Genomic DNA, 16,751 nt, shown 5'->3' on the forward strand with positions numbered 1-16,751 from the left:
TACAGATACCAGGCTCAGTTTAATAGTATATTAAGGTTAAAATATTAAACTAAGCAAACAAGTTCCTTTCTATTTAAAAACTTGATAATTAAAGGATTTCTTTAAGTTTAGTCGGTTGAAAACCTGAAAAGACGATATCGCCTGCTTCAATAACTGGAGCAGCAGTGAAACCAAGACTTTTTACGTAATCGATTTTTTCTGGTTGTTCATCAATGTTGATTTCTTCGAAATCAGCACCTTCCTTTTCCAAGAATTTTTTAGTCATTTTGCACTGCATGCAGTTGTTTTTAGAAAACAATGTAATCTTTGCCATTGCAAATACTCCTTTATAAAAAGATTTTAAGTGACTAGGAGTCACTTTTTCAACTCTAATAGAATACCCAAAATATTGGGAAAAATCAAGCTAAATATCTTAAGGAAATACAATATTTTGTGTTTAGTATTGAAACACAACCCTATATCTTGTGTTTCAAAGGCTTTTTTAAGTTCTCTAAATTGAATAGAATTTGTTTATGAAAATGGCTAAAAAAGAAATATCTCACTATAAATGTTATGTAATATAACATCAAAATGCCGATTCTATTTGTTTTTTCAAAAATAACAGTGTAGAATAAAGAAAATTTTTAACTAATGGAGGTTCAAGTATGCAAGAATACTGTTCAAATCTAACTGTAAATGGTAAGACATTCTCTTTCTATGATCTCGAAAAAGCAGCAAAATCTCATGATGTTAAGGTCGGAGAACTACCTTATACCATTCGAATACTACTTGAAAGTCTCCTCAGAAAAAAAGATGGTGTCGATGTTAAGGAATCTCACATTTCTGATCTAATAAAATTTCCGAATTTTCCAACAATTTCTGAAGTACCTTTTAAACCAAGTCGTGTTATCTTACAGGATTTTACAGGGGTTCCTGTTGTTGTTGATTTAGCTTCCATGCGTGATGCTATAGTGGCTAATGGAGGTAAAGCCGAATTTATTAATCCCGAGATTCCAGTAGATTTGGTCATCGACCACTCTGTCCAAGTTGATTCATATGGATGTGATACTGCTCTTGAAGATAATATCAATCTAGAGTTTAAACGTAATAACGAGCGCTATGAGTTTCTTAAGTGGGCCGAACAGTCTTTTGAAAATTACCGTGCTGTTCCACCAGCAACAGGTATTATTCATCAGGTTAATATTGAATTTTTGAGTGATGTCATTATTGAAAATGATGGGCTCCTATATCCTGACTCTATGTTTGGTACAGATAGTCACACGACTATGATTAATGGTATTGGCGTTCTTGGTTGGGGTGTTGGTGGAATTGAAGCTGAAGCAGCTATGCTAGGTGAAGCGTCTTATTTCCCAATTCCAGAGGTTATTGGTGTACATCTGACAGGAGAGCTGCCTAAAATTGCCACAGCAACAGATTTGGCTCTCAAGATTACTCAGGTGCTTCGTTCTGAAAATGTGGTTGGTAAATTTGTTGAGTACTTTGGACCTGGCTTGAAGAGTTTATCTCTAGCTGACCGTGCTACTGTCGCTAATATGGCACCGGAATATGGTGCGACTTGTGGTTATTTTCCTATTGATGACGAGACTCTTAACTACATGCGTTTAACTAATCGTGATGAGGAACATATCCAAGTCACTGAAGCCTATACAAAAGCCAATCATCTTTTCTATGATCCAAGTAAAGAAGCCAAGTATACTAAGATTGTTGAAGTCGATTTGTCATCTATTAAACCTTCTATCTCAGGTCCTAAACGTCCACAAGATTTGATTCTCTTATCTGATGCTAAGCAAGAATTTCAAGATGCAGTGGTACGTGACGCAGGTGTCCGTGGTTTCGGTTTGGATAATGAAGAGTTAGCAAAAACTGCAAAAGTTGATTTTGAGGGTCATTCAGAAACAATTCAAACGGGTCATGTTGCCATTGCAGCAATCACATCATGTACCAATACCTCTAATCCTTACGTTCTTATGGCAGCCGGTCTTTTAGCCAAAAAAGCGGTTGAGAAAGGGCTCAAAGTCTCTCCAACAGTCAAGACCTCTTTGGCGCCTGGATCTAAAGTCGTTACAGGTTATCTCAAAGCTTCAGGCTTGCAAACCTATCTAGATAAGCTTGGCTTTAACTTGGTAGGTTATGGTTGCACAACTTGTATTGGTAATTCTGGAGATTTACGTCCTGAAGTGGCTAAGGCTATTGTAGACAATGACCTCCTAGCGAGTGCTGTATTGTCAGGAAATCGTAATTTTGAAGGGCGTATTAATCCACTTGTTAAAGCGAATTTCTTGGCTAGTCCACCATTGGTTGTTGCTTATGCCTTGGCTGGTAACACGAATATTGATTTGACAACTGAGCCTCTAGGCTTTGACGACAATGGTCAAGCTGTTTATTTAGAGGAGATTATGCCTTCTCGTGATGACATTGAGACTTATGTTGATAAATACGTCACCCGTCAACTCTTCCAAGATGAATATGCCAGTGTCTTTTCTGATAGCGAGAAGTGGAATGCCATTCCTACTGAACAAAGTCAAAATTATAAATGGAATCAAAACTCTACCTATATTCAAAACCCACCTTACTTTGATGCTTTAGGAGATGATTTGAGTATTAAACCATTGGATGATTTGAAGGTTTTGGCTAAATTTGGAGATACGGTTACAACAGACCATATTTCTCCAGCGGGTAATATTGCCAGAAATAGCCCAGCAGCTCGTTATTTGACTGAGAATGGTGTTGATTATCAAGAATTTAATTCTTATGGTAGCCGTCGTGGAAATCACGAAGTCATGATGCGAGGAACTTTTGCTAATATTCGTATCAAGAATGAGCTAGCAGATGGAAAAATTGGTGGATATACTAAATATGATGGTGATATTCTACCTATATATGATGCTGCTATGAAATATAAAGAAGCTAATCAAGATACGCTTGTAATTGCTGGTAAGGATTATGGTATGGGCTCTAGTCGTGACTGGGCTGCTAAAGGTGCAAATCTCCTTGGTGTGAAAGTAGTGCTTGCTGAGAGTTTTGAGCGTATTCACCGTTCAAATCTAGTTATGATGGGGATTTTACCAGTACAATTTATGGAAGGGGAAAATGCTGAAAGTCTTGGATTGACAGGACATGAGACCTTTAGCTTTGATCTTTCAGAAAATCCAGGTGTCCATGATGTTATCACTGTTACAGCTTTAACACCTGAACAAACCAAAACATTTAAAGCCTTGGTACGCTTCGATGCAGATGCTGATATTCGCTACTATAAAAATGGTGGTATCTTACCAATGGTTGTAAGAAAAAAATTGAAGGGAGCCTAATATGACAACAGTTGAAATTAATGGACTTAAGGATATGATTGCCTGTAATACTAGGATTTCATCTATTATTGATGACCATTTATCCTATGCAGGATATGATATTTCCGAGTTTATGGAAAATAAAGCGTCTTTTGAGGAAGTGATTTATCTCTTATGGAATGGTCATCTTCCTACGCAAATGGAACTCAAGTATTTTGAAGCTGAGTTGCGTAAGAACTATGACATTTCAGATGCTGTAGAACAATGCATTCTTATCCAATCTCGTCCACATTTGCACCCAATGAGTGTTTTACGTTCAACAGTTTCACTTCTTGGGGTATACAATGTGGATGCTGAGGAGAAATCCATGGAAGCCGTTTATCAGCAAAGTATTGAATTGATGGCTAAATTGCCAACAATTATTACGACTTTTGCACGCTTACGCACTGGTAAAATGCCCCTCAAACCAAGAGAAGATTTAGGTTTTGCTGCTAATTTTCTTTACATGCTGAATGGTGTTGAACCTTCTGAAATTGAAGTTGAGGCTATGAATAAGGCCTTAATTCTACACGCTGATCATGAGTTGAATGCTTCAACTTTTGCAGCGCGTGTTTGTGCTTCGACTCTGACAGATATTTATTCTTGTGTTACAACAGCTATTGGTGCTCTAAAAGGTCCTCTGCATGGTGGGGCTAATGAACGCGTCTTTGATATGCTTAAAGAAATCCGCGAATCAGGTGATGTTTATGCTTACTTGCAGGAAAAACTTGACTCTAAAGAGAAAATCATGGGATTTGGGCACCGTGTATACAAGAAACAGGATCCTCGTGAAATTTTCTTAAGAGATATGGCTAAAAAGTTGACAGAGGGTACCGAGAATGAAGAATTCTTTAATATGTCTCAAGAAATTGAAGAGTTCATGAAAGATAAGAAGGGATTAATTCCCAATGTAGACTTCTATTCAGCCACCGTATACCATACTCTAGGAATTGACAGCGATATCTTCACACTTATCTTTGCAATGAGTCGTGTTGCCGGCTGGATTGCTCATATTCAAGAGCAGCAAAAAAATAACAAATTGATTCGTCCTCGCTCACAGTATATTGGACAAGAAAATATGACCTATATTCCTTTAGAAAAACGCTAGGGAGGAAAGCTATATGGCAGAAAAAATCGTAATGACAAATGGACAGCTTCAAGTTTCTGATAGTCCAATTATCCCTTTTATTGAAGGGGATGGTGTTGGACATGATATCTGGAAGAATACCCAAGCAATCTTTGATAAAGCAGTAGAAGTAGCCTATGAAGGAAAGCGTCATATTGAGTGGCAAGAGCTCCTAGCTGGTAAGAAGGCTTATGATAAAACAGGAGAATGGTTGCCGAAAAAAACATTGGAGACTATTCGAGAAAGTTTAGTTGCTATTAAGGGTCCGCTTGAGACGCCAGTAGGTGGAGGGATTCGTTCTTTAAATGTAGCTTTACGTCAAGAACTTGATCTCTACGCTTGTGTTAGACCGGTTCGTTACTTTGAAGGAGTAGCAAGTCCGCTTAAGGAACCAGAAAAAACGAATATTACTATTTTTCGTGAAAATACTGAAGATATTTATGCGGGAATTGAATGGGAAGCGGGAACAACAGATGTTAAGCGCGTGATTGAGTTTCTCCAGACAGAAATGAATGTTAGTAAAATTCGCTTCCCAGAATCAAGTAGTATCGGAATCAAGCCAATTTCAATAGAAGGAAGTAAACGTCTCATTCGCTCGGCTATCGACTATGCTCTCAAGAACAATCTAAAAAAAGTGACCTTGGTTCATAAGGGGAATATTCAAAAATTTACAGAGGGTGGCTTCCGTAAATGGGGTTATGAAGTGGCTCAGGAAGAATATAAAGAAGAATTGCTGGCTGGTCGTTTAGAGATTAATGATATAATCGCGGATAACTTTCTACAACAGATTCTTTTAAATCCAGAAAAATTTGATGTTGTTGCCTTAACCAACTTGAATGGTGATTATGCCAGTGACGCCTTAGCTGCACAAGTTGGTGGTATCGGCATCTCCCCTGGAGCCAACATTAACTATCAAACAGGCCATGCTATTTTTGAAGCAACACATGGAACAGCTCCGGATATCGCGAATCAAGATAAGGCTAATCCTTGCTCAGTTCTATTATCTGGCTGCATGCTTCTAGATTATATTGGTTGGACTGAGGCAGCTCAACTGATTACAAGTGCTATTGAAAAGACATTTAAAGCTGATATCTTTACAGCTGACTTGGCATTTGGAAAACAAGCTTATTCAACGAGTGCCTTTAGCAATCAAATTCTTTCAATTATGTGATTGTTTTTGCTCGAAAATGAAAATTAACGATTGAAAACACCATGAAAGAAATTTTCTGAAAATGTTGTAAATAACTAGAGACTAGTATTTGCTTATGTTTAAAAAAATGAAAATGAGCAGCAAAATGAGAGACAGGCTTTTGAAAAACTTGTAGAAAGTACGTTTTAACCTTGATAATCTCAATTAGCTATGTTATAATTCTAAATTGTAAGGGTTATCATTGATAACTCAAATATTCCAAACTAAGAAGGAGAATCCATTATGGCTTCTAAAGATTTCCACATTGTTGCAGAAACAGGTATCCACGCACGTCCAGCTACTTTGCTTGTTCAAACAGCTAGCAAATTTGCTTCAGATATCACTCTTGACTACAAAGGTAAAGCAGTTAACCTTAAATCAATCATGGGTGTTATGAGCCTTGGTGTTGGTCAAGGTGCTGACGTAACTATCTCTGCAGAAGGTGCTGATGCTGATGATGCAATCGCAGCAATCGCAGAAACAATGACAAAAGAAGGATTGGCATAAGAATATGACAGAAATGCTTAAAGGAATCGCAGCATCTGATGGTGTTGCAGTTGCTAAGGCATATCTGCTTGTTCAACCGGACTTGTCATTTGAAACTGTAACAGTTGAAGATACAAGTGCAGAAGAGGCTCGTCTAGATGCTGCTCTAGCGGCGTCACAAGACGAGCTTTCTGTTATCCGTGAAAAAGCAGTTGAAAGCCTTGGTGAAGAAGCGGCAGCCGTTTTTGATGCTCACTTGATGGTTCTTGCTGACCCAGAAATGACTGGTCAAATTAAAGAAACTATCCGTGCTAAACAAGTTAATGCTGAAGCTGCTTTGACAGAAGTAACAGACATGTTTATCGCTATTTTTGAAGGTATGGAAGATAACCCATACATGCAAGAACGTGCAGCGGATATTCGTGACGTTACAAAACGTGTGCTTGCTAACTTGCTTGGTAAGAAATTGCCTAACCCGGCAACAATCAACGAAGAATCAATCGTTGTTGCTCATGACTTGACACCATCTGATACAGCTCAGTTGAACAAAAAGTACGTAAAAGCCTTTGTTACTAACATCGGTGGACGTACAAGTCACTCAGCTATCATGGCGCGTACACTTGAAATCGCAGCTGTTCTTGGAACAAATAACATCACAGAACTTGTCAAAGATGGTGATGTTTTGGCTGTTTCAGGTATTACTGGTGAAGTTGTTATCAACCCAACTGAAGAGCAAATTGCTGAGTTCAAAGCAGCTGGTGAAGCTTACGCTAAACAAAAAGCTGAATGGGCTCTCCTTAAAGATGCTCAAACAGTTACTGCTGATGGAAAACATTTCGAATTGGCTGCTAACATCGGTACACCTAAAGACGTTGAAGGTGTAAATGATAACGGTGCAGAAGCTGTTGGTCTCTATCGTACAGAATTCTTGTATATGGATTCTCAAGACTTCCCAACTGAAGATGACCAATATGAAGCTTACAAAGCAGTTCTTGAAGGTATGAACGGTAAACCTGTTGTCGTTCGTACAATGGATATCGGTGGGGATAAAGAACTCCCTTACTTCGACCTTCCTAAAGAAATGAACCCATTCTTGGGTTACCGTGCTTTGCGTATTTCTATCTCTGAAACTGGTAATCAAATGTTCCGTACACAATTGCGTGCTTTGCTTCGTGCATCTGTTCACGGTAAATTGCGTATCATGTTCCCAATGGTTGCTTTGTTGACTGAGTTCCGTACTGCTAAAGGTATTCTTGAAGAAGAAAAAGCTAAATTGGTTGCTGAAGGTGTTGCCGTTGCAGACGATATCGAAGTAGGTATCATGATTGAAATCCCAGCTGCAGCTATGCTTGCTGATCAATTTGCTAAGGAAGTTGATTTCTTCTCAATTGGTACAAATGACCTTATCCAATACACAATGGCTGCTGACCGTATGAACGAACAAGTTTCATACCTTTACCAACCATATAACCCATCAATCCTTCGTTTGATTAACAATGTTATCAAAGCGGCTCATGCTGAAGGTAAATGGGCTGGTATGTGTGGTGAAATGGCCGGTGACCAAACTGCTGTTCCACTTCTTGTTGGAATGGGCTTGGATGAGTTCTCAATGTCAGCGACATCTGTTCTTCGTACACGTAGCTTGATGAAGAAACTCGACACAGCTAAAATGGAAGAATACGCTAACCGTGCTCTTACTGAATGTGCAACAATGGAAGAAGTTCTTGAACTTTCAAAAGAATACGTTAACGTAGACTAATTATAAAAAGTGGAGGCTTAGGCTTTCACTTTTTTTTATATCTAAACGGAGACAAAATAATTGACTCATTCTTTAGTTAGGAGTAGAATACGGCTAACCTAGGTTAACAATTTTAACTATTTTTTGTCAAAATTTTCTGAATAATTCTCGTTTAAATCTTGGAATATTTCTAAAAAAATGATAAAATAGGTCTTATAATAGATAAAAGGAGTTACTATCTTGGCTAAACAATACAAAAACTATGTCAATGGTGAGTGGAAAACATCTGAAAACGAAATTACTATTTACGCACCTGCAAACGGTGAGGAACTTGGATCAGTTCCAGCTATGAGCCAAGCTGAAGTGGACGAAGTCTACGCAGCAGCTAAAGCAGCACTCCCAGCATGGCGTGCGCTTTCATATGCTGAACGTGCAGCTTACCTTCATAAAGCAGCAGATATCTTGGAACGTGATGCAGAAAAGATCGGTCAAGTTCTTTCTAAAGAAATCTCTAAAGGTTTGAAATCTGCAATCGGTGAAGTTGTTCGTACTGCTGAAATCATCCACTATGCAGCTGAAGAAGGTTTGCGTTTGGAAGGTGAAGTACTTGAAGGTGGTGCCTTTGACGCTGGTAGCAAGAAAAAAATTGCTGTTGTTCGTCGCGAACCAGTAGGTCTTGTACTTGCTATCTCTCCATTTAACTACCCAGTAAACTTGGCTGGTTCTAAAATTGCTCCTGCCTTGATTGCTGGTGACGTTGTTGCCTTCAAACCACCAACACAAGGTTCTATCTCAGGTCTTCTTTTGGTTGAAGCATTTGTTGAAGCTGGTATCCCTGCAGGTGTCTTGAACTCTATCACAGGTCGTGGTTCTGTTATCGGTGACTACATCGTTGAACACAAAGCAGTTGATTTCATCAACTTCACAGGTTCAACACCAGTTGGTGAAAACATCGGTCGTTTGGCAGCTATGCGTCCAATCATGCTTGAACTTGGTGGTAAAGATGCCGCTATCGTTCTTGAAGATGCTGACCTTGACTTGACTGCTAAAAACATTGTTGCTGGTGCCTTTGACTATTCAGGTCAACGTTGTACAGCTATCAAACGTGTCCTTGTAATGGATAGCGTTGCAGATGAATTGGTAGAAAAAGTAACTGCTTTGGTAGGTAATATCACTGTTGGTATGCCTGAAGAAAGCGCAAGCGTTACACCACTTATCGATACAAAAGCTGCTGACTTCGTTCAAGGTTTGATTGATGATGCAGTTGAACAAGGTGCTACTGCTAAAACTGAATTGAAACGTGAAGGTAACCTTATTTACCCAGCAGTCTTTGACCATGTAACAACTGATATGCGTCTTGCTTGGGAAGAACCATTTGGTCCTGTATTGCCATTCATCCGTGTATCTTCAGTTGAAGAAGCAATCAAGATTTCTAACGAATCTGAATTTGGACTTCAAGGTGCTGTCTTCACACAAGACTACCCACGTGCATTTGCAATTGCTGAACAACTTGAAGTTGGTACAGTTCACATCAACAACAAAACACAACGTGGTACAGATAACTTCCCATTCCTTGGTGTTAAAGGATCTGGTGCCGGAACTCAAGGTGTGAAATACTCTATCGAAGCTATGACTCGTGTGAAATCAACAGTATTTGATATCGCAAACTACTAAGAGTGTAGCTATTCAATCATTAAAAAAGTGTAAAGAGTCCCAATAATAGGGGCTCTTTTTCTTTTAAAATATGGTATAATAGAACTAAATTTCGAATATAGAGAGTTTTCTGACAATGAATAAATCTTATTTTTACTTGGTTATGAAGACGCATGAGTTAGAGGTACCATACACCGGTCAACTTCGTCGTGTGCGTGTTCTTCTACCTAAGAACTATGAAACGGATACAGATCGTTCTTACCCTGTCGTGTATTTCCATGATGGTCAGAATGTTCTTTATAGTAAGGAGTCGTTTTCTGGCTATTCTTGGAAGATTATCCCAACAGTCAAGCGTAATCCTGATATTTCGCGCATGATTGTTGTAGCCATTGATAATGATGGTCCTGGCCGTATGAATGAGTATTCTGCGTGGAAGTACCAAGAATCTAATATCCCTGGTGTCCAGTTCGGAGGTAAGGGTGTAGAGTATGCAGAGTTTGTCATGGATGTGGTTAAACCCTTTATTGATAAGGAATACCGTACCCTCTCTGACCGTCAGCATACAGCTATGATTGGTTCATCTCTCGGTGGTAATATTACTCAGTTTATGGGGCTTGATTATAAGGAGCAGATTGGTTGTCTTGGGGTATTTTCTTCAGCTAACTGGTTGCATCAAGATGCCTTTGATCGCTACATGTCGCGTCAAAAATTGGATGCAGATCAACGTGTTTACATTTATGTAGGGACGGAGGAAGCTGATGATACTGACAAGACCTTGATGGCTGGTAATATTAAGCAGGCTTATATAGACTCTTCATTGAGCTATTATCATGATTTGATTGCTCGTGGGGTTGATTTGGAAAATATCAAGATTCACATTCAATCTGGTGCTGAACACAATGAAGAAGCTTGGGCCGAGAATCTACCAGACTGTCTTCGCTTTTTCGCTGAAAAATGGGACTAGTCTTTATTAACGCAAATTAATTTAATTTAGGAAAAGGAATATAAATATGAATATCGAACATCTTAGCCACTGGAGTGGTCAACTTAACCGTGAAATGTATGTTAACCGTTATGGGCACGCTGGTATCCCTGTTGTGGTTTTTGCCTCATCAGGTGGTAGCCATAACGAATACTATGACTTTGGTATGATTGATGCTTGTGCACGTTTTATCGAAGAAGGACGCGTACAATTCTTTACTCTTTCAAGTGTGGATAGTGAAAGCTGGCTATGTGATTGGAAAAACCCACATGATCGTGCTGAAATGCATCGTGCTTATGAACGTTATGTTATTGAAGAAGCTATTCCATTTATCAAACACAAAACTGGTTGGTTTGATCCAATGATGACAACAGGTTGTTCAATGGGGGCATACCATGCGCTTAATTTCTTCTTGCAACACCCTGATGTTTTCAATAAAGTAGTAGCCCTTAGTGGTGTCTACGATGCTCGTTTCTTTGTGGGTGAGTTTGGAGGGGACGAAGCTATTTACCAAAATTCCCCATCAGATTATATCTGGAACCAAAATGATGGTTGGTTTATCGACCGCTACCGTCAAGCTGAGATCATCGTATGTACAGGTCTTGGTGCATGGGAACAAGATGGTCTTCCATCTTACTATAAACTCAAGGAAGCCTTTGAACAAAAGAATATTCCAGCTTGGTTCTCTGAGTGGGGTCATGATGTCGCTCACGATTGGGAATGGTGGCGTAAACAAATGCCTTATTTCCTTGACAATATGAACCTATAATTTCTTTGTCCATCCCATCTAAATAACTATAAAAGAGGAATTACTAATGAATTATCTTGTTATTTCACCATACTATCCACAAAACTTCCAACAGTTTACAGTTGAACTTGCTAATAAGGGCATCACTGTTCTTGGTATTGGTCAAGAGCCTTATGAACAATTGGATCAACCTTTGAAAGAGGCTTTGACTGAGTACTTCCGTGTAGACAATCTGGAAAACTTGGATGAAGTTAAACGTGCGGTAGCCTTTCTTTTCTATAAACACGGACCAATTGACCGAATCGAATCTCATAACGAATACTGGTTGGAATTGGATGCTGCTCTTCGTGAACAGTTCAATGTTTTTGGTGCTAAGCCAGAAGATCTTAAGAAGACTAAATTTAAGTCTGAAATGAAAAAACTCTTCCAAAAAGCTGGAGTTCCAGTTGTACCTGGTGCTGTCATTAAAACTAATGAAGATGTGGATAAAGCTGTGAAAGAAATCGGTCTTCCAATGATTGCTAAGCCAGATAATGGGGTTGGTGCAGCTGCAACCTTCAAACTTGAAACAGAAGATGATATCAATCACTTTAAGGCTGAGTGGGATCATGAAACAGTTTATTTCTTTGAAAAATTTGTAACTTCAAGCGAAATCTGTACTTTCGATGGTTTGATTGATCATGATGGTAATATTGTCTTCTCGACAACTTTTGATTATGCCCACACACCACTTGACTTGATGATTTACAAGATGGATAATTCTTATTACGTTCTTAAGGAAATGGATCCTAAGTTACGTAAGTATGGTGAGGCAATTGTCAAAGAATTTGGTATGAAGGAACGTTTCTTCCATATTGAGTTCTTCCGTGATGGTGACGATTATATTGCTATTGAATATAACAACCGTCCAGCAGGTGGTTTCACAATCGACGTGTATAACTATGCTCACTCTTTCGATTTGTACAAGGGGTATGCGGATATCGTTGCTGGCGAACCATTCCCAGCTTCTCAGTTTGAGCCACTTTACTGTTTGGCGACTTCACGTCGTGCAAGCTCTCACTATGCTTATTCAGAAGAAGAACTTTTTGATAAGTATCGTGAACAACTTAAAGTTAAGAAAATCATGCCTGCAGCCTTTGCAGAGTTGCAAGGTGACTTCCTCTATATGTTGACAACTCCAAGTCGTGAGGAAATGGAACAAATGATTGAGGACTTTGGTAAAAAAGCCTAGTCTGTATATGTTAAAAGCACTTCAGAGTAAACTGAAGTGCTTTTGTAATGCCTTATTTTTCGTGAAGTTCTTGATTTTTAAGAACCAGTTCTGAAACTTTAGCGAATTTTTTAAGTTTTTTGAGGTCTTCTGGATGGGTTACAAAGCTAATGACGCTGCCTTCATTTCCCATACGACCAGTACGTCCTGCACGGTGAGTATAGGCTTCGCGATCTCGAGGAATATCGAAGTTGATGACTACCTCTAGATTTTCAATATCGATGCCGCGTGCCAAGAGGTCAGTACCTAGTAAGAGTGAAATCTCATGATTCTTGAATTTTTCCAAGATAACCTTACGGAATTTGACGTTGATGTCACTAGCCAATGATATCGCTGAAGCCCCGTTAAATTGGAGGCGTTCTTCAGTAGCCCCAAGGTCAGATAGACTGTTAAAAAAGACAAGACTACGGAAGTCAGGTATATTGGAGAACTTACGGAGAAGTTCGACACGGTTACGTTTATCAACACTGATAAAATAATGTTTGATGGTGTCAAGTTCTTGATCAGATAGGTCATAAACGATGGTATTTTCGACAAGATTTTGATCATCAATTTTGTTGGTTGCCGAAATATAAATCATTTGATGGTCACGAGGAACATGGTGGCTGATTTTTGTCACAAAGTGGTATTGGCTATCACTGAGAAGCTCATCAAATTCATCTAGGACGATGGTGTTGACATTCATCATCTTGATCTTTTTGAGTTTAATCAGCTCAAAGACACGGCCAGGTGTTCCGATGAGAATTTCCGGTCCTTTCTTCAGGCGTTCAATTTGTCTCTTTTGACTAGAGCCAGAAAGGAAGAGTTGGGCAGTGAGTCCTAGTGGCTCAGCCCATTGTTTGGTCACATCAAAAATCTGTCCAGCAAGCTCTGAATTAGGTGCTAGGATAAGCAATTGCTGAGATTTTTTGGGCTTGAGTGAGAGGAGCAATGGGAGAAGGTAGGCTAGAGTCTTACCTGTTCCTGTAGGACTGATACCTAGGATATTGTCTCCTTCAGTGATTGGTGCAAAGAGTTCTTTTTGAATGGCAGTCTCTGTAGTGATTCCTTTTTCTTTAAGGAGGTCTTGCCATTGTTCAGGAAAGTTTTTAAACATAAAAGTCTCATTTTCTATATGGATTTGCTTTTATTATATCATGATTTAGTGTAGAATAAATAAGAAAGACTATATTAGATAGGAATTTACCATGCCTAAAAAACCGATTATTATTGGGGTTACGGGTGGCTCTGGTGGAGGTAAGACCAGTGTTTCTCGTGCCATTCTATCAAATTTTCCAGATGAGAAAATTGCTATGATTGAGCATGATTCTTATTATAAGGATCAGTCACATTTGACTTTTGAAGAGCGTGTATCAACTAACTACGACCATCCCTTTGCCTTCGATACAGATCTTATGATTGAACACATCAATGAGCTGATTGCTGGGCGTCCAGTGGATATTCCGATTTATGACTACACCCAACACACTCGTAGTGAAAAGACTTATCGTCAGGAACCACAGGACGTCTTCATTGTTGAAGGAATTTTGGTACTTGAGGATAAACGCTTGCGTGATTTGATGGATATCAAGCTTTTTGTAGATACTGATGATGACATTCGTATTATCCGTCGTATCAAGCGTGACATGGAAGAGCGTGGCCGTAGCTTGGATAGTATTATTGAGCAATATATCAGTGTGGTTAAACCTATGTACCACCAGTTTATCGAACCTACGAAACGCTACGCAGATGTGGTGATTCCTGAAGGTGTCACAAATACTGTTGCTATCGATTTGATTAATACTAAGGTAGCAAGCATTTTGAAAGAAAGTCAGAAAGCCTAAGCAGGAGCTTGGCTTTTTTGGTATAATTGAAACGTTATGATTATTTTACAAGGAAACAAGATTGAGCGCTCTTTCTCAGGGGATGTGCTCTTTGATAATATTAATATTCAGGTAGATGAACGTGATCGTATTGCCCTTGTTGGACGTAACGGTGCTGGGAAATCAACCCTATTGAAAATTTTGGTTGGAGAGGAAGCGCCGACAAGTGGTGAAATCAACACAAAACGTGATTTGAATTTGTCTTACTTAGCTCAGGATAGTCGCTTTGAGTCTAGCAATACCATCTATGCGGAAATGTTAAATGTTTTTGCAGGTCTTCGTGCAGACGAAAAACGCCTTCGTGACATGGAAATGAAGATGGCTGAGTTAACTGGGTCAGACTTGGACAAGTTAATGACTGACTACGATCGCCTTTCTGAGGATTTCAGACAGCGAGGTGGTTTTACCTATGAATCTGATATCAGAGCCATTCTCAATGGTTTTAAGTTTGATGAAAGCATGTGGGAGATGCCTATTTCAGATCTTTCTGGAGGGCAAAACACGCGCTTAGCTTTGGCGAAAATGCTGCTTGAGAAGCCTGAACTCTTGGTACTGGATGAACCGACTAACCACTTGGATATCGAAACTATTGCCTGGTTGGAGAATTACCTGGTCAATTATCAGGGAGCTCTAATCATTGTCAGTCACGACCGTTATTTTTTGGATAAGGTGGCGACAGTAACCCTGGATTTGACCAAACATAGTTTAGATCGTTATGTCGGAAACTATTCAAAATTCATGGACCTTAAGGCTGAAAAGTTGGCCACTGAAGCAAAGAACTTCGAAAAACAACAAAAGGAAATTGCTAAGTTGGAGGACTTTGTTAATCGTAATATTGTCCGTGCTTCTACAACTAAGCGTGCTCAAGCCCGTCGCAAACAGCTAGAGAAAATGGAACGTCTGGATAAGCCAACAGAAGGCCAGAAGTCAGCTAATATGACTTTTCATGCGGATAAGGTCTCTGGGAATGTGGTCTTGACAGTTAAGGATGCTGCTATTGGTTATGACGATGAGATTCTATCGGAGCCTATTTCCCTGGATGTTAAGAAAATGGATGCAATCGCCATTGTGGGTCCAAATGGTATCGGGAAAACAACCTTTATCAAGTCGGTAGTGGGTAAATTGCCTTTTATCAAGGGAACGTCAACCTATGGTGCTAATGTTGAAGTGGGTTACTATGACCAAACACAATCTGCCTTGACACCGTCGAACACTGTTCTTGATGAGTTGTGGAATGATTTTGCGACAACTCCTGAAGTTGAGATTCGTAACCGTCTTGGAGCCTTTCTCTTCTCAGGTGATGATGTCAAAAAGTCTGTTTCAATGCTTTCTGGTGGTGAGAAAGCTCGCCTGCTCCTAGCTAAATTATCAATGGAAAACAACAACTTTCTCATCCTAGATGAGCCGACCAACCACCTGGACATTGACAGCAAGGAAGTCTTGGAAAATGCCCTCATTGACTTTGATGGAACGCTTCTCTTTGTCAGTCATGACCGTTACTTTATCAACCGTGTGGCAACCAAAGTGATGGAAATTTCTGAGGATGGGGCAACCATTTATCTTGGAGATTATGATTACTACCTTGAAAAGAAGGCGGAGCTTGAAGAGTTAGCACGTCTTGAAGCAGAGGAAAATCAAGTAACAGAGGAAGTCCAAGTAGCTTCAGCGGGTGCTAGTGATTATCAAGCTCAAAAAGCCAATCAAAAAGAGATGCGTAAATTAAGCCGACGCATTGAGCAAATTGAAAATGAGCTAGAGACGATTGAAGAACGATTGGAGGAAATCTCTGCTGCCATGCTTGAAACAAATGACGTGGCAGAATTGTCTGACTTACAGAAAGAGCTGGATGACTTATCAGTCAATCAAGAAGCTCTGATGGAAGAGTGGGGTGACCTATCAGAACAATTGGAAAGTTAAGGAATGATGAGAACCTTTTCATGTTTTGAGTTGTGAAAGGCTTACATTGTTGGTATAATAGTCTTAGTATATAAAAGGAGACTAACTTTATGAACAAAGTAAAGAAAAAAGTGTATCGTAACACAACATCTTTCAACATGATGGCATGGGGATCATTTGGCTTCTTCGTAATCTTGATGTTGGTAGGCCTCTATACCCTTAAAGAGCCTTTGATGGTTAAGGGTTACTATCTCATGGGATGTGTTGGTTTGATTTCATCTTCATTTACAGTATCTAAGGTTGTCCGTGATAACCAAGAAGATGAAGAAAACTATAATAAGCTCATCGCTCAACAAACTTTCGAACAATAAGAGGAGAAGCCTGAAAAGGCTTTTTCTTTTTGCAGAAAATGCACAAATATTCTGACTCTTCCCTAGTGGAAGTGTTATAATGGAGTGAAGGGGGTTAGATGGTT

The 16,751-nt window shown here is 39.4% G+C and carries 14 protein-coding genes; 12 read left to right on the top strand and 2 right to left on the bottom strand.

The features are described from left to right. Nucleotides 1-88: 88 nt before the first annotated feature. Nucleotides 89-313, bottom strand: coding sequence for a glutaredoxin-like protein NrdH (gene nrdH, locus H7U02_RS05075; protein ID WP_004182714.1), 225 nt, complete (start codon nt 311-313; stop codon nt 89-91). 331 nt (nt 314-644) lie between these two features. On the opposite strand from nrdH, the gene acnA reads away from it, so the two are divergent. The 9 genes from acnA to H7U02_RS05120 all read left to right on the top strand — a co-directional run bounded on the left by acnA (nt 645) and on the right by H7U02_RS05120 (nt 12,479). Beyond that, nucleotides 645-3,308: an aconitate hydratase AcnA gene (acnA, locus tag H7U02_RS05080; RefSeq protein WP_110980971.1), complete on the top strand. Its 2,664-nt coding sequence runs from the start codon at nt 645-647 to the stop codon at nt 3,306-3,308. Between the two features lies 1 nt (nt 3,309). After that, nucleotides 3,310-4,434: a citrate synthase gene (locus tag H7U02_RS05085; RefSeq protein ID WP_002890679.1), complete on the top strand. Its 1,125-nt coding sequence runs from the start codon at nt 3,310-3,312 to the stop codon at nt 4,432-4,434. 13 nt (nt 4,435-4,447) lie between these two features. Continuing rightward, the gene (gene icd, locus H7U02_RS05090) at nt 4,448-5,623 is read left to right on the top strand and encodes an NADP-dependent isocitrate dehydrogenase (RefSeq protein ID WP_110980970.1); all 1,176 of its coding nucleotides are present in this window, start codon (nt 4,448-4,450) and stop codon (nt 5,621-5,623) included. Between the two features lie 261 nt (nt 5,624-5,884). Further along, a complete protein-coding gene (locus H7U02_RS05095; protein ID WP_002884015.1) occupies nt 5,885-6,148 on the top strand; it encodes a phosphocarrier protein HPr in 264 nt (87 codons plus the stop codon). 4 nt (nt 6,149-6,152) lie between these two features. Further along, nucleotides 6,153-7,886, top strand: a complete 1,734-nt coding sequence (gene ptsP / locus H7U02_RS05100; RefSeq protein ID WP_002890681.1) for a phosphoenolpyruvate--protein phosphotransferase — start codon at nt 6,153-6,155, stop codon at nt 7,884-7,886. Between the two features lie 219 nt (nt 7,887-8,105). After that, nucleotides 8,106-9,539: an NADP-dependent glyceraldehyde-3-phosphate dehydrogenase gene (locus H7U02_RS05105; RefSeq protein WP_002890682.1), complete on the top strand. Its 1,434-nt coding sequence runs from the start codon at nt 8,106-8,108 to the stop codon at nt 9,537-9,539. 115 nt (nt 9,540-9,654) lie between these two features. After that, a complete protein-coding gene (locus tag H7U02_RS05110) occupies nt 9,655-10,482 on the top strand; it encodes an alpha/beta hydrolase (RefSeq protein WP_201042905.1) in 828 nt (275 codons plus the stop codon). A 46-nt stretch (nt 10,483-10,528) separates the two neighbouring features. Next, complete coding sequence (locus H7U02_RS05115) at nt 10,529-11,269, top strand: esterase family protein (RefSeq protein ID WP_002884014.1); 741 nt, start codon at nt 10,529-10,531, stop codon at nt 11,267-11,269. Between the two features lie 46 nt (nt 11,270-11,315). Then, nucleotides 11,316-12,479 carry an ATP-grasp domain-containing protein gene (locus tag H7U02_RS05120; RefSeq protein WP_049528776.1) on the top strand — a complete coding sequence of 388 codons (1,164 nt, stop codon included), beginning with the start codon at nt 11,316-11,318 and terminating at the stop codon, nt 12,477-12,479. 52 nt (nt 12,480-12,531) lie between these two features. Here H7U02_RS05120 and H7U02_RS05125 read toward each other — a convergent pair whose 3' ends face one another. After that, a complete protein-coding gene (locus H7U02_RS05125; RefSeq protein ID WP_049528780.1) occupies nt 12,532-13,614 on the bottom strand; it encodes a DEAD/DEAH box helicase in 1,083 nt (360 codons plus the stop codon). Between the two features lie 91 nt (nt 13,615-13,705). Here H7U02_RS05125 and udk point away from each other — a divergent pair, with 91 nt between their 5' ends. The 3 genes from udk (at nt 13,706) to H7U02_RS05140 (ending at nt 16,647) form a co-directional block, all read left to right on the top strand. Continuing rightward, entirely contained in the window at nt 13,706-14,341 is a 636-nt protein-coding gene (gene udk, locus H7U02_RS05130) for a uridine kinase (RefSeq protein ID WP_002890688.1), read from the top strand. Nucleotides 14,342-14,377: 36 nt separating this feature from the next. Beyond that, a complete protein-coding gene (locus H7U02_RS05135; RefSeq protein ID WP_049528783.1) occupies nt 14,378-16,297 on the top strand; it encodes an ABC-F family ATP-binding cassette domain-containing protein in 1,920 nt (639 codons plus the stop codon). Nucleotides 16,298-16,386: 89 nt separating this feature from the next. Continuing rightward, nucleotides 16,387-16,647 carry a YiaA/YiaB family inner membrane protein gene (locus H7U02_RS05140; protein ID WP_048674474.1) on the top strand — a complete coding sequence of 87 codons (261 nt, stop codon included), beginning with the start codon at nt 16,387-16,389 and terminating at the stop codon, nt 16,645-16,647. The last annotated feature ends 104 nt before the right edge of the window (nt 16,648-16,751 follow it).

The organism is Streptococcus sp. 3.1, from assembly GCF_016648915.1.
Classification (GTDB): Bacteria; Bacillota; Bacilli; order Lactobacillales; family Streptococcaceae; genus Streptococcus; species Streptococcus salivarius_E.

What these genes read in the sequence shown, in the direction of transcription:
- nrdH (WP_004182714.1), bottom strand. Translation starts at nt 313, where the DNA reads ATGGCAAAGATTACATTGTTTTCTAAAAACAACTGCATGCAGTGCAAA.
- acnA (WP_110980971.1), top strand. Translation starts at nt 645, where the DNA reads ATGCAAGAATACTGTTCAAATCTAACTGTAAATGGTAAGACATTCTCT.
- H7U02_RS05085 (WP_002890679.1), top strand. Translation starts at nt 3,310, where the DNA reads ATGACAACAGTTGAAATTAATGGACTTAAGGATATGATTGCCTGTAAT.
- icd (WP_110980970.1), top strand. Translation starts at nt 4,448, where the DNA reads ATGGCAGAAAAAATCGTAATGACAAATGGACAGCTTCAAGTTTCTGAT.
- H7U02_RS05095 (WP_002884015.1), top strand. Translation starts at nt 5,885, where the DNA reads ATGGCTTCTAAAGATTTCCACATTGTTGCAGAAACAGGTATCCACGCA.
- ptsP (WP_002890681.1), top strand. Translation starts at nt 6,153, where the DNA reads ATGACAGAAATGCTTAAAGGAATCGCAGCATCTGATGGTGTTGCAGTT.
- H7U02_RS05110 (WP_201042905.1), top strand. Translation starts at nt 9,655, where the DNA reads ATGAATAAATCTTATTTTTACTTGGTTATGAAGACGCATGAGTTAGAG.
- H7U02_RS05115 (WP_002884014.1), top strand. Translation starts at nt 10,529, where the DNA reads ATGAATATCGAACATCTTAGCCACTGGAGTGGTCAACTTAACCGTGAA.
- H7U02_RS05120 (WP_049528776.1), top strand. Translation starts at nt 11,316, where the DNA reads ATGAATTATCTTGTTATTTCACCATACTATCCACAAAACTTCCAACAG.
- H7U02_RS05125 (WP_049528780.1), bottom strand. Translation starts at nt 13,614, where the DNA reads ATGTTTAAAAACTTTCCTGAACAATGGCAAGACCTCCTTAAAGAAAAA.
- udk (WP_002890688.1), top strand. Translation starts at nt 13,706, where the DNA reads ATGCCTAAAAAACCGATTATTATTGGGGTTACGGGTGGCTCTGGTGGA.
- H7U02_RS05135 (WP_049528783.1), top strand. Translation starts at nt 14,378, where the DNA reads ATGATTATTTTACAAGGAAACAAGATTGAGCGCTCTTTCTCAGGGGAT.
- H7U02_RS05140 (WP_048674474.1), top strand. Translation starts at nt 16,387, where the DNA reads ATGAACAAAGTAAAGAAAAAAGTGTATCGTAACACAACATCTTTCAAC.